The following is a 21582-nucleotide window of genomic DNA, read 5'->3' as shown; positions in this document are numbered from 1 at the left end:
GTACATTCATACAGTATAGCGACATTTTATGACATTTGATTAATTTTTAACCTTGATTGTGAACCGCTTCGCAAAAAATCATCTGCCTGTTCAAGTTGAAGATGGCTAAAAACAGTTATTCCATGGCGGCGCAGCAATGCCGTGGTCACGCCCTGTCCCGCACGTTGAGTGCCATTAAAATGACCATCGTAAATCCGACTGCTGCCACAAGATGGGCTACCTTCAGTGAGAATTGCTAATGTGCACTGGTGCTTTTGTGCCAACTCCAATGCCTGATAAGCCCCTTGCAGGAATTCCCGGCTAACATCATTTCCCCATTGCTCAATCACGCGCGCCTGCCCCTGCAATACCGCCTCGCCATTACCTTGCTGAATTTCAGCCGGTGGACGAGGAACGGGCATTCCGGCGGCCAGCTCAGGGCAAACCAGTACCAGCCGCCCTTCATCCTGCCAGCGCTGAATAATTTCATCATGGACTGACAGAGCACTACCGTTATAACGCACGGGTTTTCCCATCAAACAGGCACTGATCAGGATACGCGCAGGTTTGGATTCCACGAGATGATTAACCTTAGTATTGTGTGATAAATATGAGTGATGAATTAGAAATAACTATAGCCACCGATAATAACTAATTAATAGTGGCCAGTCATAAACCCGGAAAAATAATTGGTGTAAAGCAGATATTTCTCGGGCAATCAATGCGCGCAACTTATTTTGAATGGTTATAAGTGGCTAAGGTTTGCGGTAGCACTCGAGCTAATCGCTGCGCCCATTGTTCCTGCCCATCTTGCTGGGTAATAAGATCCTGCCGAATTTCGATGCCAACATAAGGCAACTGCCGCTGTTCTGCATGGAATGGCAAAGTGAAATCTGTAGCATCAGTCATGGCGTAAGGTTCATTAATCCCGACATTCAGTGAGTCTTCTTGCCGTAGCAACGCCACTAACTGTAATGCAAACGCGGGGTTACGGTTAAATAAAGTGCCAATTTGCCAAGGGCGGGAAATATTTTTGAAAGAAGGTGTAAAGCTGTGCATGGAAATAATAACAGTGGGCAAGCCGCTATCACGGCGCTGATTAAGTGTCTGTGTAATTAAGTCATGATAAGGCTGAAACACCTCAGCTCGACGAGCTTGAGCCTCTTCCACTGTGACGCCAATATTGCGCGGGATCCGCGTATGTTCCGAAATTTCAGGAATGGAGCTGGCAATACCGGGGGTGCGGTTGCAATCAATAACTAAACGCGAATAACACTGATGAATTAATGTTGCATCCAAATACTGGCTAAGCCGTTGCGCAGTCGCCAGTGAGCCAATATCCCAACCAATGTGACGGTCAATTTCCCCTGCCGGTAACCCCAAATCCCCAAGTTGCGCGGGAATGCGCTGCCCGGCATGGTCGGCTAACAAGATAAAAGGTGAGCGGCCCTCCGGGCGTTCAATTGCAGCGGCGGGAGGTTCACCCTCTCGTAATAAAGGAAACAAAGTGGTATTGGACATGAATTGAGTACCTGATATGAATTAATTTTGGCAATAACAGACTTTCATCCTAGCGGTTTACGCCAACTTCGCCCACCCCGACTTTAGACCTAAACTTTATGGATTATGCGATTACCGCCTCAATAAAAGCAGGTTTTTATCTTTCAGCCCTGATAGTCATCTAATGATGTTATCTTTCATGTAATAATCACGGATAAAACTTTCATCAATCCATTTTTCATTAAATGATCTTTTATTAAACAGTAGCAGCAAGGCAGTGGAGACTTATGGAAACGTTTTTGATTGATAGGATGGCAACCCCTCAGGGTGAACTGTTGTTAATTGCAGACGAAGAAAATCGGCTACGCGCCATTGATTGGACCGATCATTATGAGCGACTGATGAAGTTGCTGCGCAATCATTACGGCGTCAACACTTTCACTTTGGTGGAAAAACGTAATCCTGGCGGTTTGTGTGACAGTATGCAGCGCTATTTTGCGGGTGAGTTGAGTGTTATCGACGATTTACCGGTAAAAACCGCCGGTACCGACTTCCAGCGTCAAGTCTGGGAACAATTGCGAAAAATTCCCTGTGGTGAAACCATTACTTATGGTGAGTTAGCAAAACGTATCAACCGCCCCACGGCGTCGCGGGCTGTTGGGATGGCGAATGGTTTGAACCCCATTTCGATTGTTGTTCCTTGTCATCGAGTGATTGGGCAGCAAGGTGCATTGACCGGTTATGCCGGTGGAGTGGAACGAAAACGCTGGTTATTAATGCATGAGGGATATCTTTTAGCACGCTAACTATTGTTGCACTTATCAGACGCAAGAAAAGATGTTAAAATTGACGCATATCAATATTAATGGGAATACCCTATGATCCCGGAAAAACGCGTAATCCGACGTATTCAGTCTGGTGGTTGTGCAATCCATTGTCAGGATTGCAGTATCAGCCAGCTCTGTATTCCTTTTACTTTGAATGAAAACGAGCTGGATCAGCTCGACAATATCATTGAAAGGAAAAAACCTATTCAGAAAGGACAGGCGTTGTTTAAGGCAGGTGATGAACTTAAATCCCTGTATGCCATCCGTTCCGGGACTATCAAAAGTTACACCATTACTGAAGAAGGTGATGAGCAAATTACGGGTTTCCATCTGGCGGGCGATTTAGTCGGTTTTGATGCTATTAGTAACTTGCAACATCCAAGTTTTGCGCAAGCCCTGGAAACATCCATGGTCTGCGAAATCCCATTTGATACGCTGGATGACTTATCCGGTAAAATGCCCAATCTGCGCCAGCAGATGATGCGTTTGATGAGTGGCGAGATTAAAGGTGATCAAGACATGATCTTGCTGCTTTCTAAAAAGAATGCAGAAGAGCGTCTGGCCGCCTTTATTTATAACCTCTCGCGCCGCTTTGCTCAGCGTGGTTTTTCACCGCGTGAATTCCGTCTCACCATGACTCGTGGTGATATCGGCAACTATTTAGGTCTGACTGTAGAAACTATCAGCCGTTTATTGGGCCGTTTCCAGAAGAGCGATATTCTGAGTGTGAAAGGTAAGTACATCACTATCGAGAATACTGAAGCACTGGCAAAACTGGCGGGTAACCCAAGACCCAGTCTGTAAATCGGAAACCAGATCAATATAATTGGTCTGGTTTGTCCCCTCACCTGTCCTCTTTCACTTTCATGGTTTACTCTTTAACTAACATACTGTTAATTCACGGTTGTAAGGAGACTCTATGGCAAAGTATCAGAATATTCTGGTTGCTATTGACCCAAATCAGGATGATCAACCTGCATTAAGACGTGCAGTCTATCTTGTGCGACGCAATGGCGGCACAATCAAAGCATTTTTGGCTATTTACGATCTGTCCTATGACATGACTACCCTGCTGTCACCCGATGAGCGCACGGCTATGCGCAAAGGGGTTATCAGCCAGCGCTCAGCATGGATAAGTGAGCAGTGTCGGTTCTATCTTGATGAAGGGATCCCGATTGAAATCAAAGTGGTATGGCATAATCGTCCCTATGAAGCCATTATTCAGGAAGTCCTGAAATTTAAGCATGATTTGTTGCTAAAAATGGCGCATCAGCATGACCGCCTTGAATCCATTATTTTCACCCCGACTGACTGGCATTTATTACGTAAATGTCCTTGCCCAGTTTGGATGGTAAAAGACCAGCCTTGGCCGGAAAATGGCACCGCATTGGTGGCCGTCAACCTCTCAAGTGAAGATCCCCTGCATGACCCACTTAATCTGCATTTAGTTAAAGAAACCAGAGAACTCGCGGAGCATGTCAATCAAACTGAGGTGCACCTGATAAGCGCTTACCCGGTGACACCGATTAATATCGCCATCGAATTGCCTGATTTTGATCCGAGTGTTTATAACGATGCCATTCGTGGTCAGCATTTAGTGGCAATGAAAGCATTACGTCAGCAGTTTGGTATTGATGAAAAATTTACTCATGTAGAAAAAGGTTTGCCTGAGGAAGTTATTCCTGATCTGGCGGAACATCTGCATGCCGGGGTAGTGGTACTGGGGACCTTGGGACGGACTGGATTATCAGCGGCTTTTATTGGCAATACGACAGAACATGTTATCGATCATCTTAAATGTGATTTGTTAGCGATTAAACCGGAAGGATTTACGTGCCCGATTGAAAGCAATGAAGATCAAGACGATATCGAGTAACCCCCTTTTCTCACATGTTATTCTGATTCTGTTCAAACTCTGATTGAGTCTAAAAAAAGGGCCACCGAAGTGGCCCTTACTCAAAGCGTCGCCATTACAACGCGCGTAAAATCGCTTCCACGCTGTCTTTCGCATCGCCAAATAGCATCTGAGTATTGTCTTTGAAGAACAATGGGTTTTGTACGCCAGCATAGCCGGTGTTCATTGAACGCTTAAAGGCAATAACATTTTGCGCTTTCCATACTTCCAGCACTGGCATACCCGCAATCGGGCTACGCGGATCTTCAAGTGCAGCTGGGTTTACGGTGTCATTAGCACCAATAACCAGCACAACATCAGTGCTTGGGAAATCCTCATTGATTTCATCCATTTCCAGCACCACATCGTAAGGCACTTTAGCTTCAGCCAATAGCACGTTCATATGGCCGGGTAAGCGCCCTGCTACTGGGTGAATACCAAAGCGCACTTTGACACCACGCGCTTTTAGTTTTGCTGTAATTTCAGCAACTGGATACTGCGCCTGCGCAACCGCCATACCATAGCCTGGGGTGATGATGACTGAGCTGGCATTTTTCAGCAGTTCAGCCACTTCTTCCGCATTAGTTTCACGGTATTCGCCCATTTCTTCAGCGTCACCCGTTGAGGAACCATCAGTACCAAAACCACCGGCAATGACACTGATAAACGAACGGTTCATCGCCTTACACATGATGTACGACAGGATAGCACCAGAAGAACCGACTAACGCACCGGTCACAATCAGCAAGTCGTTGCTCAGCATGAAACCTGCAGCAGCAGCGGCCCAACCGGAGTAGGAGTTCAACATTGAAACAACCACTGGCATATCAGCGCCGCCAATGGATGCAACCAAATGCCAACCGAAGCCCAAAGCAATCACGGTCATCAATAACAGTGCAACCACTTGCAGGGCCACGCTATCTGTTTTGACAAACATAATCATCAGTAGGAATGAAACAACCAGCGCCACTAAATTCAATTTATGGCGTTGTGGCAGCATCAGCGGTTTGGATGAAATAATCCCGCGTAATTTACCGAATGCAACGATAGATCCTGTAAATGTTACCGCACCGATAAAGATGCCCAAGAACACTTCGGTCAGATGGATATTCACCATCACGGCATCCATGACTGCCGTGCCATGATCCAGATAGCTGTTGAAGCCAACCAGAACCGCCGCCAGGCCCACGAAGCTGTGCAAAATAGCCACCAGTTCCGGCATTTCAGTCATTTCGACTTTCTTCGCCAGATAAATACCGATTGCTCCACCAATCACCATAGCAATGATAATCCAGGCAACATTACCTGAATCCGGCCCCAGAATGGTCGCGATAAGCGCGATGGCCATACCGGTTACACCGAAAGTGTTACCTTGTCTGGATGTTTCGTGGCGCGACAGCCCAGCCAAACTGAAAATAAATAAAATCGCAGCAACTATGTACGCAGCTGTAACGAGACCACTAGACATTAGTTACCCCTTTGTTTTTATATAACATTGTCTTTATAAACACTGTCTTTATAAACATTGTTTTATCCAATTAGCTTTATCAACTTGCTTGCGCTTGAGGCAAGCTCGGTTTCAGCGAAACCTAGTTTTTACGGAACATTTTCAGCATGCGTTGGGTGACGGTAAAACCGCCAAAAATATTGATGCTGGCAATCAATACGGCAATAAAGGATAAGAAACTCACCCAGCCGCCATGACCAATCTGCAACAATGCACCCACCACAATAATGCCGGAAATGGCGTTAGTCACTGACATCAGCGGTGTATGCAGCGCATGGCTGACGTTCCACACCACGTAATACCCGACCACACACGCCAGCGCAAAGACCGTAAAGTGAGATAAAAACTCTTTCGGCGCGACATTCGCTAACCAACCAAACAGCACGATAACCAGCGCCATAATGATGTATTTAGGCCAAGGCGATGAAGGTTTGGCTTCTTCTTTAACAATTGGGGCAGCTTTAGCGGCCGCAGGTTGTGCTGAAACCTGAATAGGCGGAGCCGGCCAGGTCACTTCACCGGTTTTGACCACGGTAACACCGCGAATAACGGTATCCTCGAAATCAATGTCTATTTCGCCATTCTTCTCTTTACAGAGTAACTTCAGCAAGTTAACGAGGTTTGTCCCATAAAGTTGGGATGACTGAGTTGGTAAACGGCTTGGCAAGTCGGTATAGCCAATGATTTTCACGCCATTCTCGGTCACCGTCACTTTATCCGCCACGGTTAATTCACAGTTACCGCCGGTTTGTGCTGCCAAATCAACAATCACACTCCCCGACTTCATTGAGGCGACCATCTCTTTGGTTATCAAGCGTGGCGCGGGTTTACCTGGAATCAATGCCGTGGTAACAATGATATCGACTTCAGCCGCTTGCGCTGCAAACAGTGCCATTTCAGCTTTGATAAACGCTTCGGACATGACTTTCGCGTAACCGTCGCCACTGCCAGCCTCTTCTTCAAAATCGAGTTCGAGGAATTCAGCGCCCATACTTTGGACTTGTTCTTTAACTTCCGGACGAGTGTCAAAAGCACGAACAATAGCGCCCAAGCTCCCTGCGGCACCAATTGCTGCCAACCCCGCAACACCGGCCCCGATAATCATCACTTTTGCCGGTGGGACTTTGCCCGCCGCGGTGATTTGCCCTGTGAAGAAACGACCAAATTCATGCGCAGCTTCAACAATAGCGCGATAGCCCGCAATGTTAGCCATTGAGCTCAGGGCATCCATGGATTGCGCGCGCGAAATGCGTGGCACAGAATCCATCGCTAATACAGTGACCTGACGATCGGCTAACTTTTGCAGTAATTCTGGGTTCTGAGCAGGCCAAATAAAGCTGACCAAAGTGCTCCCCGCACGCATCAGGGCAATTTCGTCCTCAAGGGGCGCGTTCACTTTGAGGATAAGATCGGATTGCCACACATCGGTGGTATCCGTAATGGTGGCACCCACATCCTGGTACGCCGCATCGTCAAAACTGGCTAAATGGCCAGCTCCGCTTTCAATCGCCACGGTGAAGCCTAATTTCAGCAATTGTTCCACCGTTTTCGGCGTTGCTGCAACACGGGCTTCATTGGCCAACCGCTCTCTTGGTACACCAATACGCATAATGATCCCTTTTACTTGTCTTTGATATAATTTCTATCTGTTTGGTTACTGACAAAACTGCTTAGTTACGGCTCCCTATAACCTACTGAAAATATGACTGATGATCCATATCTGTATGCGGTTCTGAAGCAGTTTCTGCACTAAAACTGGCAGGCGGAAAGAACTCTGTATAATTCACTATAAAAAGAATATTTACTAGCGGCTTGTCCTGCAACTTTGAGCCAAACTAATAAGCTTTGGTATAATAAGGCAACCCAGTCATAGCGCGGCATCAGGTTAGAAAAATGTAAATAAACAGCGCTTATGACGTTAAAGGCATTATTCGTAAAGCTTATCTCGATTCTTAATGTAAAGTGCTCCCTAGCCGAACTTCGGAATTCATATACTTAGTCATATAAATTGCGGAGACACCCAGCATTATTACATGTAATAATCATCTGCTATTCTGTTACACATCAATTGTTCCGCATGTATCAACGTTAATGCGCAAGGCGAAAGGATTTTTTATGAAGCTGAAATACACGATCATCGCGTCGGCATTGCTATCACTCTCGGCGCTTTCTGCTGCACATGCGGCAAAAGAGCTTACACCAGAGCAAGCAGCAGCCATTAAGCCATTTGATCGTATTACTGTGACCGGCAGATTTAATGCAATTAATGAAGCTGCTGATGCGATATCCCGTCGTGCTGATAAATTAGGTGCTGATTCCTTCTATATTCAGGATCTCAACAGCAATAATAATGGCGGCAACTGGCGTGTAACTGCTGATGTTTATCATAAAGATGCAGAGGAAGTGAGCAAAGAGACTCAATATCGTATCTTTAATGGCATCAAAGAATTACCAAAAACAGAAGCTTACGCCTTGCAACCCTATGACACCGTTTCAGTCAGTGGTTTCTTCCGTAGCCAACCTGATATCAACGATGCTATTTCCAAAGCGGCCAAAGAGAAAGGCGCCTACTCCTTCTTTATCGTGCGTCAGGTTGATGCCAACCAAGGCGGGAACCAATTTATCACCGCTTATGTTTATAAAGAAGATGCCGCCAAACGTACCGTACAAAGCCCCGATGTTATCCCTGCAGATTCAGATGCTGGCCGTGCCGCACTAGCTGCTGGCGGCGCTGCTGCTGCAAATGTTGAAATTCCGGGTGTGGCGTCTTCTGGTACGCCAAGTGCTGATGTTGGCCGTTTCTTTGAGACACAATCATCAACCGGCAAACGTTACACTGTCACTCTGAATGATGGTACGCAGATTCAAGAATTGAACAACATCACTGCCGCGCAGATGGTACCGTTTGATTCAGTTACCTTTAGCGGCCATTACAACAGCATGACCGACGTCTCCCATGAAGCGGCGAAACGCGCTGCCGCCAAGGGCGCGAAGTATTACCATATCACTCGCCAATGGCAGAACCAAAGTGGTGGTAACCTGAGCGTTAGCGCTGATTTATTCAAATAAGTTAGCGTGAATCGTCAGACATGAGGGCAGCCTTGGGCTGCCCTTTTTTTATCTGCAGCAGTCACGATTAAACAAATGACACTCGACTGAATAATTTTTTGTCAAAATCGCATAACCAATCATTGCATGATCGCGCCCCACTCCGTAAAATCTCCCCAAAATTTTAGGGCTATTATCTGTCAAGTATCGATAAATTTGCCTCACATAATGCTGCTTACAAGCCAGTAACCATTCATTAATACTCTAAAAACCAGGATCCATAATTGGAAAGAAAACTCGGCCTGACAGCACTTACCGCGCTGGTTCTCAGTTCAATGCTGGGTGCAGGTGTCTTCAGCCTGCCACAAAACATGGCTGAAGTTGCCAGCCCAGCAGCATTACTCATTGGCTGGAGTATCACCGGCGTGGGAATCATTTTTTTGGCATTTGCCATGTTGCTGTTAACTCGGCTGCGCCCTGATCTGGATGGTGGAATATTCACCTATGCTAAAGAGGGTTTTGGTGACCTTATTGGCTTTTTCTCTGCCTGGGGTTACTGGCTTTGCGCCGTTATTGCCAATGTATCTTACTTGGTGATTGTTTTTGCCGCGTTGAGCTTTTTTACCGATAAGTCAGGCCACACAGTGTTTGGTGAGGGCAACACTTGGCAGGCGCTATTGGGCGCGTCTTTCCTTTTATGGTTGGTTCATGCGCTGGTTTTGCGTGGTGTTCAAACCGCCGCCAGTATCAATTTGGCCGCAACATTAGCAAAACTATTACCCATCGGCGGTTTTATTGTATTAGCGGGCTTGGCTTTCAGCCTCGATACATTCAGTTTTGATTTCACCGGCATCGCCCTGCACACCCCGGTTTGGCAGCAAGTGAAAGACACGATGTTAATAACATTGTGGGTTTTTATTGGTGTGGAAGGTGCGGTTGTCGTTTCCGCCAGAGCACGCAATAAAAAAGATGTTGGCCGGGCAACCATGCTGGCCGTGCTTTCAGCATTGTGCGTTTACCTGCTCATCACGTTATTGTCCCTTGGCGTCGTGCCGCGCGCGGAATTAGCCGGCATGCGTAACCCCTCAATGGCCGGCATTATGGTCGAAATGATTGGCCCTTGGGGGGAAGTGATTATTGCCACCGGGCTGATTATTTCCGTATGCGGCGCTTACCTTAGCTGGACAATTATGGCGGCAGAAGTCCCGAAGGTGGCGGCGAAGCATGGCGCATTCCCTAAAATGTTCCAGTATCAGAATAAGCATAATGCTCCGGCTAAGTCACTGTGGCTGACTAACTGTGCCGTACAAGTGGCGCTGATACTTATCTGGCTGACGGGCAGCAATTACAACACCTTGCTGACTATTGCATCAGAGATGATTCTGGTGCCCTATTTCTTGGTGGGGGCATTCTTATTTAAAGTGGCGCTGAAACGTCAGGACTGGCGGTTGATTGTTGCCGCCAGTGGCGCTTGTTTGTATGGTTTGTGGTTGATTTATGCCGCTGGCTTGCTGTATCTGCTGTTATCCGTACTTTTATATGCCCCCGGTTTACTCGTCTTTATTTATGCACGCAAAGGGCATGAAGGCCTCAGGTTGCTCAATACGCTGGAGCGGGCGGCTATTTGTCTGGTATTGATAGCCACCATTCCGGCGACTTGGCTGGCTATGCATTAAATTGAGTGACGGCCAAAATAAAAGTGTAAAATCAAAGGATAAGCCAGTTAAACTGGCTGTCCGATTGGACATACATTGGCAGATAACGAGTATTGGTAAATAGCTAATTACTTTCTGTTATTGAGAGATCCACCGATAAACATTCATCTTGCTGACTGAGCCCCATCGACATTGGGAATTTTTGCTTAATCTCCCCCAATTGCACAGTTTCCAGCGGATAAGGCAATTGGATATCCAACCGTTTTATCCCTTGCTGCTCAGCTAAACGAATCAATCGAATGATATTAGTTTCATCACTAAGTTGGGTTGATAATACCTGAAGCGCCAAAGCGGTAAGCCGCTCCTGCGGAGTTTTCTCTAATTCAGTTTGAGATTTGACGACCATGCCGAAAATCGGCATGACACCATAAATAGCATCAATAAAACTCCAGCGTTTTTTGCAAGACGCGGCCAGAAATTCCGTGTAATCGAAGCAGACTTTTTCACTGTGCGCTGGGACACTAATGTGTTCGCCACTCATCCCTCAGTCCTTAGCTGATCAATACAGCTATTCATTAATCATAAGTATTGATATATAAACGATGGGCACAACTAAATAGAGATGACGATATAATCACTTTCATTAATATAATGAAATGATTTGCCAGTTGTCTACTCATCCGTCATTGGCATTAATAAAGTCACGAGCATAGTATTGCTATCAACAGCGCGCTATGCTGAATTCCGGCACTTTTATAAACTGAAAAACATGACCAAAATAGTGTTTGTCGAAGACGACCCGGAGGTCGGAAAACTGATTGCTGCCTATCTTGGTAAGCATGATATTGATGTGTTTGTCGAACCGCGTGGTGATACGGCACAAGCCGTTATTGAGCATCAACAGCCAGATTTGGTGCTGCTTGATATCATGTTGCCAGGAAAAGACGGGATGACACTGTGCCGTGATCTGCGCCCAAGCTATGAAGGCCCAATAGTGCTGTTGACCTCGTTGGACAGTGATATGAATCATATCCTCTCTCTCGAAATGGGGGCGAATGATTATATCCTGAAAACGACACCTCCAGCCGTGTTATTGGCGCGGTTGCGTTTACATTTGCGTCAGCATAATCAGCAACAAACCAAAGAAGTTATCAGCCCACCAATCACCGGGCATAATGCTATTCACTTCGGTTTACTCTGCATCGACCCGGTCAACCGCCAAGTGAATCTCAGTGATGAAGAAATTACGTTATCGACTTCAGATTTTGATTTGTTATGGGAGCTGGCAACCCATGCTGGGATAATTATGGACCGGGAAGCGTTATTGAAGAATTTGCGTGGCGTCAGTTATGACGGCATGGACCGCAGTATCGATGTGGCTATATCGCGCTTGCGCCGTAAACTCTACGACAACACCCTCGAACCGTTTAGAATCAAGACAGTACGCAATAAAGGCTATCTGTTTGCGCCGAATGCTTGGGAGTCAGTGCGGCAATGAGGAAGCTATTTATTCAGTTTTTCTTATTGCTATTCGTCTGCTTTATGGTGATGGCGATGTTGGTTGGGCTGGTCTATAAAGTCACCGCCGAACGCGCGGGTCGCCAATCATTAGATGATTTGATGAAAAGCTCACTGTCATTGATGCGCAGTGAGTTACGGAAAATTCCGCTCAAAGATTGGAATAAAACTATTGCCACACTGGACTTAAATCTTTCTTTTCAACTACATATTGAACCGCTCGATAAGCGGGATTTGGGTGAGAGATTAAATAAACGCCTGCGTGCGGGTGAAATCATTGCTTTGGATGATGAATATACCTTCCTGCAACGTATTCCTCGCAGCCATTATGTGCTCGCGGTTGGCCCCGTCCCCTATCTGTTTTATCTGCATCAAATGCGGCTGCTGGATTTAGTGCTACTCATCCTAATTGGCCTGTCTTTGGCCCTGCCGGTATTTCTGTGGATGCGCCCACACTGGAAAGATTTACTCAAACTGGAAAATGCCGCCCAGAGATTGGGCGCGGGTTATTTAGACGAGCGAACTCATTTTGACCCCACATCCAGTTTAAGCCGTTTAGGTGTTGCTTTTAACCAAATGGCCGACAACATCAGCACCTTGATTGTGAGTAAGAAGCTGCTTATCGATGGGATTGCGCACGAGTTGCGCACCCCACTCGTTCGCTTGCGTTATCGGTTAGCCATGAGTGATAACCTGACTGAAAGTGAACAATTGGCGCTGAATCATGATATTGGCCAGTTAGAAGCATTAATTGATGAATTATTAACCTATGCCCGGCTGGATCGCCCGCAAGTCTCTCTCAATCTGGAGCCTATCGACTTACCGGCTTGGCTTACTACCAAGGTGATGGACATGCGCTTGATTCATCGCGAGCGCGAGATAGAGCTTGATATACCTCATCGCGGTGACTTTGGTGCTGTCGATCTGCGCCTGATGGAGAGAGTTTTGGATAATTTAGTTAATAATGCTCTTCGCTACTCCACTCAACGGTTGCGGATTGGGTTATGGTTTGATGGCGATAATGCGTGCTTACAAGTTGAAGATGACGGGCCGGGCATCCCACTGGAGGAGCGCGCGCGAGTCTTTGAACCCTTTGTTCGCCTTGATCCTAGCCGTGATCGTGCAACTGGAGGATGTGGATTGGGCCTCGCGATTGTTCATTCCATTGCACAAGCTTATCAGGGAACTATCTCTGTTGACGCCAGTTCCTTAGGCGGTGCCAGCTTCCGATTTTGTTGGCCAGTGAAAAGTCCTGACTCACCGCCTATTGACTCAGATAGTCTGCAATAATAGTCAATACAATCAGTGCTAATAAAAAAATAGCAGATCAAATTTATGGAGTATTTTATGACCACTGCTTACCAACACCTGCGCACCACGTTCACCCGCTTTTCCCGTTTCGAGCACTTGTCGGCTATCGCGGGCTGGGATATGCAAACAATGATGCCGCCCAAAGGTAATCTTGCCCGTTCAGAGGCCATGGCCGAGCTAAATGTGCTGCAACATCAGATTCTTACAGCCCGACAGGTTGGAGAATGGTTGAAACAAGCAGAGCAAGAAATGCTGGGTGAGATTGAGCAAGCTAATTTGCGTGAGATGCGCCGCCATTACAATAATGCGGTATTGCTGCCGGAAGCATTGGTTGAGGCAAAATCATTAGCCGGTGCTCGGTGCGAGCATGCATGGCGACAACAGCGTATTGCTAATGACTGGGATGGTTTTGCAGAAAACTTACGCGAAGTTGTTAAATTGAGCCGAGAAGAAGCTTCAATTCGTGCTCAGGCCGCCGGGACATCAGGCTATGACGCATTGCTGAATCTCTATGAGCCAGGAACAAATAGTGCTGATTTAGACCGCATATTTGGTGACCTTAAACAATGGTTACCCACACTATTGCAAAAAGTGACCACGAAACAAGCGGCTGAGTCCTGCTTGATACCCCAAGGGCCATTTGAGCTGGAAAAACAGCGTCAACTTGGACTCGATGTGATGAAAGTGCTGGGTTTTGACTTCGACGGCGGACGAGTTGATGTCAGTGTGCATCCATTCTGTGGTGGTGTGCCACAAGATGTACGCATCACCACTCGTTATAATGAACAAGAATTTCTCAGTGCATTAATGGGCATTGTCCATGAGACGGGCCACGCGCGTTATGAGCAAAATCTGCCACGTGAATGGTTGGGTCAGCCAATATCACATGCCCGCTCTACTGCTATCCATGAATCTCAAAGCTTACTGTTTGAAATGCAATTGGCTCGCAGTAAAGAATTCCTGCAAGTGATCCGCCCACTGGTCATACGCCAATTTGGTGAACAACCTGCTTTTCAGGAACAAAACTTTACTGCATTGAACCAACGAGTCAAAACCGGCTTTATCCGAGTGGATGCTGATGAAGTTAGCTACCCTGCTCATGTGATTTTGCGCTACGAAATCGAAAAAGCGTTGATCAGCGCGGAAATCGAAGTGGATGATATTCCAGCCCTATGGAATGAGAAAATGCAGCAATATCTTGGCGTTAATACTGAAGGCAACTACCGTAATGGATGTATGCAGGATATCCATTGGACGGATGGTGCCTTCGGGTATTTCCCGACATATACACTGGGTGCGATGTATGCCGCCCAACTTTTCCAAACGGCGCGTGAAGCTATTCCAGAATTAGATAAGAACATTGCTAATGGCGATTTAGCTAGTTTATTCCATTGGTTGCAACAAAATATTTGGCAACATGGCAGCCGTTACTCAACTGCTGAACTGATAACTAAAGCGACAGGTGAACCCCTTAACCCTCGCTTTTTCCGCGAGCACTTAGAGCGGCGCTACTTATAATCACCCGCTGGCGCGAAATTAAATCCTTCTATACTGCTTCTCTCTTGAGAGGCAGTATTTCTCTCCCAAGCTTAAATACCACTTTTGTTTCAAATCTGCACATGGTCACAGAGTTCACTTTTTAAATCACCCTTATATGTATGTTGTAACTAATTTACAGATATTGAAATAGCTGATATCGCATTTTCATTCCCCCTCGGCCAGGTTATTCCTGCGTAAAATAGGCTCAAAAACCGGTGATAAACTCAATATCAAACGGCCTATTAGTCATAGTAATCAACTCTGTACAATCGGTTACAAGCCGAAACCAATGACTCACGGAAGCCACTAGCCATTTACTCTATTCTCATTACAACGACCCAACGGGGCCGATTACAAACAGAACACTGAGGAATAAATCATGAAAACAGTATTAGCTCTGATTGTTGCTGCAACCTTGGGTATGTCTTCTATCGCATTTGCCGCCGACACAGTTGCGCCACCTGCAGCACCAATGGCTACAGCACCCGTTGCACACAATGCCCCAGCCAAAACCATGCATCACAAAACAGCTAAAAAATCGATGAAGAAAGCGGATAAAACTGCACCAGTGCAAAAAGCGCAAGCCGCTAAAAAACACCACAAGAAAGCAACACATACTAAGTCAGCCCCGGCAGTAGTTCCGACCGCAAAATAGTAAGTCGAGAAAGCTCAATCTAGTGCTTCGAGATTGACTTACAACAGCTGAATTCACTCAACACCCGGTTCTCCGGGTGTTTTTTATCGGGAGTGCTGATAATGCTGCGCCGCTATTTATTTGAAATCACTCTGGCTACATTAGTTCTTTGCGGGCTGATCACATTATTTTTTTATTTATAGTCCGGGCGGCTTCGCTGCTCTAAAATTATTGAAAAATCAAATACTGACAACATACCATCTGGCTAATTGTGTCTATAGTTAGCGGTAGGAAAGCTGGTGACGAACAGCTTAATCAGTAGGTCGCAGATTTGTGAATAGCTAACTCTTTTGGGAATAAGGCAGGCAAATTCTTTATGCGTTTATCTTCATTGTTATTATTGAGTCTGTTGCCTCTTTCCGCAGCTCTTGCCCTACCCCCGACTGAAACGCCGAATGATGACACCAGTATTGCCGAGCAAACAACGCTGTTTTTTGGCAAAGATGATCGTACCGAAGTCACTAATAGTTCGGAATGGCCATGGCAAGCAATTGGCCAAGTTGAAACGGCCAGCGGTAATCTTTGCACTGCAACATTAATCTCGCCTCGCCTCGCACTCACAGCAGGCCACTGTGTATTGGCCCCGCCGGGTAAAATTGACCGCGCCGTTGCTTTGCGGTTTATTTCACACGATGGTCACTGGAAGTACCAAATTACTAGTTTGGAAACTTTGGTTGATGCCAAATTAGGCAAGAAACTTAAACCAGATGGCGATGGCTGGATAGTGCCACCCGCAGCGGCGGCTTACGACTATGCTCTTATTCGATTAACCAATAAAAAACCTATTCCAATCAAACCATTGCCATTATGGGATGGAACCGCTAGCGAATTGACCCAAGCGCTTAAACAAGTTGATCGTAAAATAACACAAGCAGGCTACCCACTCGATCATCTCGACATGCTTTACAGCCATGAAAATTGCCTGATCACGGGTTGGGCGCAGCAAGGTGTGCTTTCCCATCAATGTGATACTTTACCCGGTGATAGCGGCTCCCCATTACTACTGAAAAATGACGATAAGTGGTCTTTGATTGCGATCCAAAGTTCTGCTCCTGCCGCCAAAGACCGCTATCTTGCTGATAACCGGGCTTTGGCCGTCACAGCGATAAAAGACCGGCTAAAAACGCTCGCTAATAAAACCGCTAAGACAAGAAAATAATAGTGTGCCCACTCAGTTAACGGCATTTATGGGCTCGCGACTGACCTAACTGCTTATTACTCTTTACCGGTACAATGGGGCTTTTGATTAAACTTAAACACAAAAGTCCCACCTAACGCTGCGGCGTATCGATTCAACGTCGTCAGATTGGGCGAAATAATGCCTTTTTCCATCCGACTAATATTTTGTTTCTTCAGCCCCGCTCTCTGGGCGACTTCTTCTTGGGTCAGATTACATTGCTGGCGGGCGGCCTTAAGCTCCGTCATCAGGGCCTGCCGAATCTGTAAGTCAGAATAAGCGTCATTTACATGAGGATGATTTAAAGCATCTGCTTTAACCTCAGAAAAGGGGACAATGTCAAAATCGTCTTGTTTTTTCATGGCTGTAATCTCCGTTTGAGTTCCTTCATACGCTGATAGGCCAACATTAATGTCCTTCTTGGCGTCTTTTGCGTCTTCTTTTGTAAAATATGAATGATATAAACCTGCCGACCGGCCTGGTAAAAGAAAAACCCCCGCCCGGCGCCCTCCTTAGCACTCACTCTCAACTCTTTCAGCCCTTTTCCTAAATCCCGCACTACAGGCTCTCGCAACTCATGACCATAAGCCTCTAACTCATCAAGCGCCTTAATCAAGGCCGCCTGTATCCCTGGCGGCAACTTCAACAACTCTCTTTGGGCCAACCTCAACAAACTAACCATATACATAAGCAATCCCTGCTCCACAAAAACTCTATCAAACCCACCAAATGTAATCAAACATGGTGACCCACAATCAGACAAACTTTGAACAAGCCGCCTTATCGCCACGGCAGATATACCCGCAGTTAAAGGCCTGGGCAATAACACTGTCATTGAATTAGCCAGTTAATTGTTTTTTTTCGAGGGGCTTTGCATGAAAATTAGCAGCTTTCATCAATGACATAATCAGAATGCATTGGGGTAGCTTAATCATATGAATTTCGAGGTTGAACGCGGGGCAGACCAATGAAAAGCCCCGCGCCTGAGTTCAGGATAATCAGGCGCGGAGGTATTCATTTTCTATTAAGTAGAGAGATGTTCGATAGTTTGCAAAATACGCTTGTCGGAAATGGGGTAAGGTGTCCCCAATTGTTGGGCAAATAAGCTCACTCGCAGCTCTTCAATCATCCAACGAACTTCTTTAACGTCTTCATCTTGTTGGCGTTTAGGCGGCAATTTATGGAGCCATTGCTGCCACATCTGCTGCACATGTTCCACTCGTTGCATTTGGGCACGATCGCGATGAGGATCTACTGCTAACTTTTCCATCCGGCGCTCAATAGCTTGTAAATACCGCAAGGTATCCGGTAAACGTTTCCAGCCATTATTAGTGACAAAGCCGCGATAAATCAGGCCGCCAAGTTGTGCTTTGATATCTGAAAGTGCCAGTGCTTGCGAGATATCAACCCGGCCTTTTAAGCGCTTATTAATACCGAATACGGTGGTGAGTATTTGTTCAACTTGCCGGGCAATATCCACAACCGTTTCGTTTAGCTCTGCGCGTACTTTTTCTTGTAACCGAGCAAAATCAGCCTCTTGCCACACCGGCCCGCCGTATTGCGCGACAAGTTTATCCACTCCGCAAGCAATGCAATCATCAATCAGATCCATCACTTTGCCATAAGTATTGAAATAGAGGCCAAGTTTGGATTTGTTTGGTAGTTTTTCATGTAAGTACTTAATTGGAGAAGGAATATTTAGCAATAGTAACCGCCGAGTCCCCTGCCACATCGCCTGTTGCTGCTGAGATTCCGTATCAAATAAGCGGATTGCAACACTGTCTTTCTCATCAACCAGTGCCGGGTATGCTTTGACTTCGTATCCACCCCGGCGTTGTTCGTAGCACATAGGAAGTGAGCCGAAGCTCCAGATATGTAAGTCATTTTGCTCAATACCGTCATCGGCAACAGCAGAAAGCGTCTCTTGCACCTTCTCTTGCAGTTGTAGCTTTAAGGCCGCAAGATCTTTACCCTCGCGCAAAGTGCGATTTTTATCATCCAGCACCCGGAACGTCATTTTCAGATGGTCGGGCACCTGCTCCCATTGCCAGCTTTCGCGTGACACTGTCACTCCAGTCATGCGCCGCAGCTCACGTTCTAATGCTTCCAGCAGACTGGTTTCCAATGGTGTCGCGCGGGCTAAAAAAGCCTCAGCGTAGTTAGGTGCTGGCACAAAATTGCGACGAACTGGCTTAGGTAACGATTTGATAAGCGCCACCACCAGTTCACGGCGAATTCCTGGAATTTGCCAATCAAAACCTTGTTCCTGAACCTGATTCAGGATTGGCAATGGAATGTGTACGGTGACCCCATCGGCATCAGTACCCGGCTCAAATTGATAAGAAAGCCGTAATTTGAGTGACCCTTGATACCAAAAATTCGGATAATCCAGCGGGTTAACTTTGTTCGCCCCATCCTTGATAAGCATGGTTTTTTCAAAGTTAAGCAGCTCAGGTTGCGTTTGACTGACGGTTTTCCACCAGCTATCAAAATGACGCGCGGAAATAACATCGCGGCCAATGCGCTGGTCATAGAAGCTAAACAGGGTTTCATCATCAACCAGAATGTCGCGACGACGAGATTTATGCTCCAGTTCTTCAACTTCAGCCAATAACTTTAAATTAGCACGGAAAAAAGCATGACGTGTCTGCCAGTCGCCCTCAACCAAACCATGGCGGATGAACAGCTCACGGCACAATGGCGGGTCAATTGGGCCATAATTGATTTTGCGCTCCGCCACGATAGGCAACCCAAATAAGGTCACTTTCTCACTGGCCATCACGGCCCCTTGCGCTTTCTCCCAATGGGGGTCGCTATAATGGTGTTTAACCAAATGTTGTGCCAAGGGTTCAATCCATTCCGGCTCTATCCGAGCAGCAATGCGCCCCCATAAGCGGCTGGTTTCAACTAACTCTGCAACCATGCTCCATTTTGGCGGTTTTTTGAATAAACCAGAACCTGGGAAGATAGCAAAACGCGCATTGCGCGCACCGGTATACTCTTGCTTTTCAACGTCTTTCTGGCCGATATGTGACAGTAACCCAGTCAGAATTGCGGTGTGAACACTGCGATAATCCGCAGCCACGCTATTGACCGGAATACCCAATTCTTTTACAACCTGTCGTAGTTGGGTATAGATATCCTGCCATTCACGCACTCGCAGATAATTCAGGAAATCGCTACGGCATAGTTTACGGAACTGCGCCGATGACAGCGCTTTTTGCTGCTCTTTTAGGTAATCCCATAAATTAACAAATGCAAGGAAATCAGAGTCTTTATCGGCAAAACGACGGTGTTTTTCATCCGAGGCTTGCTGTTTATCTGTCGGGCGCTCACGCGGGTCTTGGATAGACAGGGCTGAGGTGATAATCATCAATTCTCGCACACTGCCACTTTTTTGTGCTTCCAGCACCATTCGCGCCAGACGGGGATCGACCGGTAATTGGGCCAGTTGGCGGCCTAACGGTGTTAATTGCTGATGACCATTACTGGCCGTTTGTATCGCGCCCAGTTCTTCCAGTAGCCGGACACCATCTTGAATGTTGCGTTTATCTGGCGCTTCCACAAAGGGAAAAGCAGCAATATCCCCTAACCCCAAAGAGGTCATTTGCAGAATAACCGAGGCCAAATTAGTGCGCAAAATTTCCGGGTCAGTGAATTCAGGGCGCGAAAGGAAATCTTGCTCGGAATAGAGACGAATGCAAATACCGTCAGACACCCGACCGCAGCGGCCTTTGCGCTGGTTAGCTGAAGCTTGAGAAACCGGTTCAATTGGCAACCGCTGTACTTTGGTTCTAAAGCTGTAGCGGCTGATGCGCGCGGTACCGGGGTCAATAACATACTTGATGCCGGGCACTGTCAGCGAGGTTTCCGCCACGTTAGTCGCCAGTACAATGCGCCGCCCATGGTGTGACTGAAACACCCGATTTTGCTCGCTATTTGATAAACGGGCATACAATGGCAGCACTTCCGTATGGGGCAAATTCTGTTTCATCAGCGCATCAGCGGTGTCACGGATTTCACGTTCGCCACTCATAAAGATCAGAATATCGCCAGGACTTTCACGGCCCAGCTCATCTACGGCATCAAAAATAGCCTGTAACTGATCGCGATCAACATCATCGGCGTCATCCACAATAGGTCGATAGCGCACTTCGACCGGATAGGTGCGCCCCGAGACTTCAATAATTGGCGCATTATTGAAATGGCGAGAGAAACGCTGCGGATCTATCGTCGCTGAGGTGATGATCACTTTCAGATCAGGGCGTTTTGGCAATAACTCGCGTAAATACCCCAAGATGAAATCAATATTTAGGCTGCGCTCATGGGCTTCATCAATAATCAGAGTGTCATATTGCATCAGCAGGCGGTCTTGCTGAATTTCAGCCAGCAAAATACCGTCGGTCATTAACTTCACCAACGTATTCTCACCAACTTGATCATTAAACCGGACTTTATACCCGACACAGCCGCCAAGGGAGGTGTCTAGCTCATCAGCAATACGATTCGCCACTGTACGGGCAGCAAGGCGGCGCGGCTGAGTATGACCAATAACCCCTTTGATACCCCGGCCTAACTCCAGGCAAATTTTCGGTATCTGCGTGGTCTTACCCGACCCCGTTTCACCCGCGACGATGACGACTTGATGGTCGCGGATAGCATTGTAAATATCCTGTTTCTTCTGACTGACAGGTAAATTTTCAGGATAAGTTATCGCCGGACAAGCCGCCCGACGGCTGATAACCCGCTGCATTGCAGCCGCAATTTCAGCGTCTATCTCACGGGTAATGGCCTCTACAGCGGCTGGATTATGGACTTTTTGTGCGCCTTGCAGCCGACGCCGCATGCGCTGTTGGTCACGGAGCATCAACTCACCGAGTTGGGAGGACAATGCTGCGAGTGAAGATTTCACGTTCAGTATTCCTTGTTGCGC

19 protein-coding genes are annotated in these 21582 nt (G+C 46.8%); 11 read left to right on the top strand and 8 right to left on the bottom strand.

Going from position 1 to position 21582, the window contains the following annotated elements; genetic code table 11:
• Window positions 1–26 precede the first annotated feature (26 nt).
• Window positions 27–557, bottom strand: a complete 531-nt coding sequence (locus F0T03_RS10545) for a 2-thiouracil desulfurase family protein (protein WP_145553515.1) — start codon at window positions 555–557, stop codon at window positions 27–29.
• 154 nt (window positions 558–711) lie between these two features.
• Complete coding sequence (locus tag F0T03_RS10540; RefSeq protein ID WP_159678244.1) at window positions 712–1500, bottom strand: N-formylglutamate amidohydrolase; 789 nt, start codon at window positions 1498–1500, stop codon at window positions 712–714.
• A 266-nt stretch (window positions 1501–1766) separates the two neighbouring features.
• Here F0T03_RS10540 and ogt point away from each other — a divergent pair, with 266 nt between their 5' ends.
• From ogt to uspE, 3 genes are all read left to right on the top strand, one after another.
• Window positions 1767–2285 (top strand): methylated-DNA--[protein]-cysteine S-methyltransferase, encoded by a 519-nt coding sequence (ogt, locus tag F0T03_RS10535; protein WP_145553519.1) that lies wholly within the window; start codon window positions 1767–1769, stop codon window positions 2283–2285.
• A 72-nt stretch (window positions 2286–2357) separates the two neighbouring features.
• Window positions 2358–3110 carry a fumarate/nitrate reduction transcriptional regulator Fnr gene (fnr, locus tag F0T03_RS10530; RefSeq protein WP_004390269.1) on the top strand — a complete coding sequence of 251 codons (753 nt, stop codon included), beginning with the start codon at window positions 2358–2360 and terminating at the stop codon, window positions 3108–3110.
• Window positions 3111–3225: 115 nt separating this feature from the next.
• Window positions 3226–4182 (top strand): universal stress protein UspE, encoded by a 957-nt coding sequence (gene uspE / locus F0T03_RS10525; protein ID WP_159678241.1) that lies wholly within the window; start codon window positions 3226–3228, stop codon window positions 4180–4182.
• A gap of 94 nt (window positions 4183–4276) precedes the next feature.
• Here uspE and pntB read toward each other — a convergent pair whose 3' ends face one another.
• Window positions 4277–5668 (bottom strand): Re/Si-specific NAD(P)(+) transhydrogenase subunit beta, encoded by a 1392-nt coding sequence (gene pntB / locus F0T03_RS10520; protein WP_145553523.1) that lies wholly within the window; start codon window positions 5666–5668, stop codon window positions 4277–4279.
• Between the two features lie 121 nt (window positions 5669–5789).
• Window positions 5790–7316: a Re/Si-specific NAD(P)(+) transhydrogenase subunit alpha gene (gene pntA / locus F0T03_RS10515; RefSeq protein ID WP_145553525.1), complete on the bottom strand. Its 1527-nt coding sequence runs from the start codon at window positions 7314–7316 to the stop codon at window positions 5790–5792.
• 506 nt (window positions 7317–7822) lie between these two features.
• On the opposite strand from pntA, the gene ydgH reads away from it, so the two are divergent.
• Both ydgH and F0T03_RS10505 read left to right on the top strand, forming a co-directional pair.
• Entirely contained in the window at window positions 7823–8776 is a 954-nt protein-coding gene (ydgH, locus tag F0T03_RS10510) for a DUF1471 family protein YdgH (protein ID WP_145553527.1), read from the top strand.
• Window positions 8777–9039: 263 nt separating this feature from the next.
• Window positions 9040–10431 carry an amino acid permease gene (locus F0T03_RS10505; RefSeq protein ID WP_159678238.1) on the top strand — a complete coding sequence of 464 codons (1392 nt, stop codon included), beginning with the start codon at window positions 9040–9042 and terminating at the stop codon, window positions 10429–10431.
• 103 nt (window positions 10432–10534) lie between these two features.
• On the opposite strand, the gene F0T03_RS10500 is transcribed toward F0T03_RS10505, so the two are convergent.
• Window positions 10535–10951, bottom strand: coding sequence for a hypothetical protein (locus F0T03_RS10500; RefSeq protein ID WP_159678236.1), 417 nt, complete (start codon window positions 10949–10951; stop codon window positions 10535–10537).
• Between the two features lie 228 nt (window positions 10952–11179).
• Here F0T03_RS10500 and rstA point away from each other — a divergent pair, with 228 nt between their 5' ends.
• The 6 genes from rstA to F0T03_RS10475 all read left to right on the top strand — a co-directional run bounded on the left by rstA (window position 11180) and on the right by F0T03_RS10475 (window position 16631).
• Window positions 11180–11908, top strand: a complete 729-nt coding sequence (gene rstA / locus F0T03_RS10495) for a two-component system response regulator RstA (protein ID WP_145553534.1) — start codon at window positions 11180–11182, stop codon at window positions 11906–11908.
• On the top strand, window positions 11905–13218 hold the full coding sequence (gene rstB / locus F0T03_RS10490; RefSeq protein ID WP_159678234.1) for a two-component system sensor histidine kinase RstB: 1314 nt from the start codon (window positions 11905–11907) through the stop codon (window positions 13216–13218). Before rstA ends, rstB begins: the two co-directional genes overlap by 4 nt.
• Window positions 13219–13275: 57 nt before the next feature.
• Window positions 13276–14757 (top strand): carboxypeptidase M32, encoded by a 1482-nt coding sequence (locus F0T03_RS10485; protein WP_162526933.1) that lies wholly within the window; start codon window positions 13276–13278, stop codon window positions 14755–14757.
• A gap of 400 nt (window positions 14758–15157) precedes the next feature.
• Complete coding sequence (asr, locus tag F0T03_RS10480; protein ID WP_145553540.1) at window positions 15158–15433, top strand: acid resistance repetitive basic protein Asr; 276 nt, start codon at window positions 15158–15160, stop codon at window positions 15431–15433.
• Between the two features lie 101 nt (window positions 15434–15534).
• On the top strand, window positions 15535–15615 hold the full coding sequence (gene ydgU / locus F0T03_RS21985) for a small membrane protein YdgU (protein WP_484630309.1): 81 nt from the start codon (window positions 15535–15537) through the stop codon (window positions 15613–15615).
• A 173-nt stretch (window positions 15616–15788) separates the two neighbouring features.
• Complete coding sequence (locus F0T03_RS10475) at window positions 15789–16631, top strand: trypsin-like serine peptidase (protein ID WP_159678229.1); 843 nt, start codon at window positions 15789–15791, stop codon at window positions 16629–16631.
• Window positions 16632–16687: 56 nt separating this feature from the next.
• Here F0T03_RS10475 and F0T03_RS10470 read toward each other — a convergent pair whose 3' ends face one another.
• From F0T03_RS10470 to hrpA, 3 genes are all read right to left on the bottom strand, one after another.
• Window positions 16688–17011 carry a helix-turn-helix domain-containing protein gene (locus F0T03_RS10470; protein ID WP_145553543.1) on the bottom strand — a complete coding sequence of 108 codons (324 nt, stop codon included), beginning with the start codon at window positions 17009–17011 and terminating at the stop codon, window positions 16688–16690.
• Window positions 17008–17337 carry a type II toxin-antitoxin system RelE/ParE family toxin gene (locus F0T03_RS10465; protein WP_162527028.1) on the bottom strand — a complete coding sequence of 110 codons (330 nt, stop codon included), beginning with the start codon at window positions 17335–17337 and terminating at the stop codon, window positions 17008–17010. The genes F0T03_RS10470 and F0T03_RS10465 overlap by 4 nt, the downstream gene beginning before the upstream one ends.
• A gap of 336 nt (window positions 17338–17673) precedes the next feature.
• Window positions 17674–21561 carry an ATP-dependent RNA helicase HrpA gene (gene hrpA / locus F0T03_RS10460; protein WP_159678225.1) on the bottom strand — a complete coding sequence of 1296 codons (3888 nt, stop codon included), beginning with the start codon at window positions 21559–21561 and terminating at the stop codon, window positions 17674–17676.
• Between the last annotated feature and the right edge of the window lie 21 nt (window positions 21562–21582).

Origin of the sequence: Yersinia canariae, assembly GCF_009831415.1 — a bacterium.
Classification (GTDB): domain Bacteria; phylum Pseudomonadota; class Gammaproteobacteria; order Enterobacterales; family Enterobacteriaceae; genus Yersinia; species Yersinia canariae.
Note: the sequence above shows the minus strand (reverse complement) of the source record. Positions and strands in the feature narration are given on the sequence as shown.

What these genes read in the sequence shown, in the direction of transcription:
- F0T03_RS10540 (WP_159678244.1), bottom strand. Translation starts at nt 1,500, where the DNA reads ATGTCCAATACCACTTTGTTTCCTTTATTACGAGAGGGTGAACCTCCC.
- ogt (WP_145553519.1), top strand. Translation starts at nt 1,767, where the DNA reads ATGGAAACGTTTTTGATTGATAGGATGGCAACCCCTCAGGGTGAACTG.
- fnr (WP_004390269.1), top strand. Translation starts at nt 2,358, where the DNA reads ATGATCCCGGAAAAACGCGTAATCCGACGTATTCAGTCTGGTGGTTGT.
- uspE (WP_159678241.1), top strand. Translation starts at nt 3,226, where the DNA reads ATGGCAAAGTATCAGAATATTCTGGTTGCTATTGACCCAAATCAGGAT.
- pntB (WP_145553523.1), bottom strand. Translation starts at nt 5,668, where the DNA reads ATGTCTAGTGGTCTCGTTACAGCTGCGTACATAGTTGCTGCGATTTTA.
- pntA (WP_145553525.1), bottom strand. Translation starts at nt 7,316, where the DNA reads ATGCGTATTGGTGTACCAAGAGAGCGGTTGGCCAATGAAGCCCGTGTT.
- ydgH (WP_145553527.1), top strand. Translation starts at nt 7,823, where the DNA reads ATGAAGCTGAAATACACGATCATCGCGTCGGCATTGCTATCACTCTCG.
- F0T03_RS10500 (WP_159678236.1), bottom strand. Translation starts at nt 10,951, where the DNA reads ATGAGTGGCGAACACATTAGTGTCCCAGCGCACAGTGAAAAAGTCTGC.
- rstA (WP_145553534.1), top strand. Translation starts at nt 11,180, where the DNA reads ATGACCAAAATAGTGTTTGTCGAAGACGACCCGGAGGTCGGAAAACTG.
- rstB (WP_159678234.1), top strand. Translation starts at nt 11,905, where the DNA reads ATGAGGAAGCTATTTATTCAGTTTTTCTTATTGCTATTCGTCTGCTTT.
- F0T03_RS10485 (WP_162526933.1), top strand. Translation starts at nt 13,276, where the DNA reads ATGACCACTGCTTACCAACACCTGCGCACCACGTTCACCCGCTTTTCC.
- asr (WP_145553540.1), top strand. Translation starts at nt 15,158, where the DNA reads ATGAAAACAGTATTAGCTCTGATTGTTGCTGCAACCTTGGGTATGTCT.
- ydgU (WP_484630309.1), top strand. Translation starts at nt 15,535, where the DNA reads ATGCTGCGCCGCTATTTATTTGAAATCACTCTGGCTACATTAGTTCTT.
- F0T03_RS10475 (WP_159678229.1), top strand. Translation starts at nt 15,789, where the DNA reads ATGCGTTTATCTTCATTGTTATTATTGAGTCTGTTGCCTCTTTCCGCA.
- F0T03_RS10470 (WP_145553543.1), bottom strand. Translation starts at nt 17,011, where the DNA reads ATGAAAAAACAAGACGATTTTGACATTGTCCCCTTTTCTGAGGTTAAA.
- F0T03_RS10465 (WP_162527028.1), bottom strand. Translation starts at nt 17,337, where the DNA reads ATGTATATGGTTAGTTTGTTGAGGTTGGCCCAAAGAGAGTTGTTGAAG.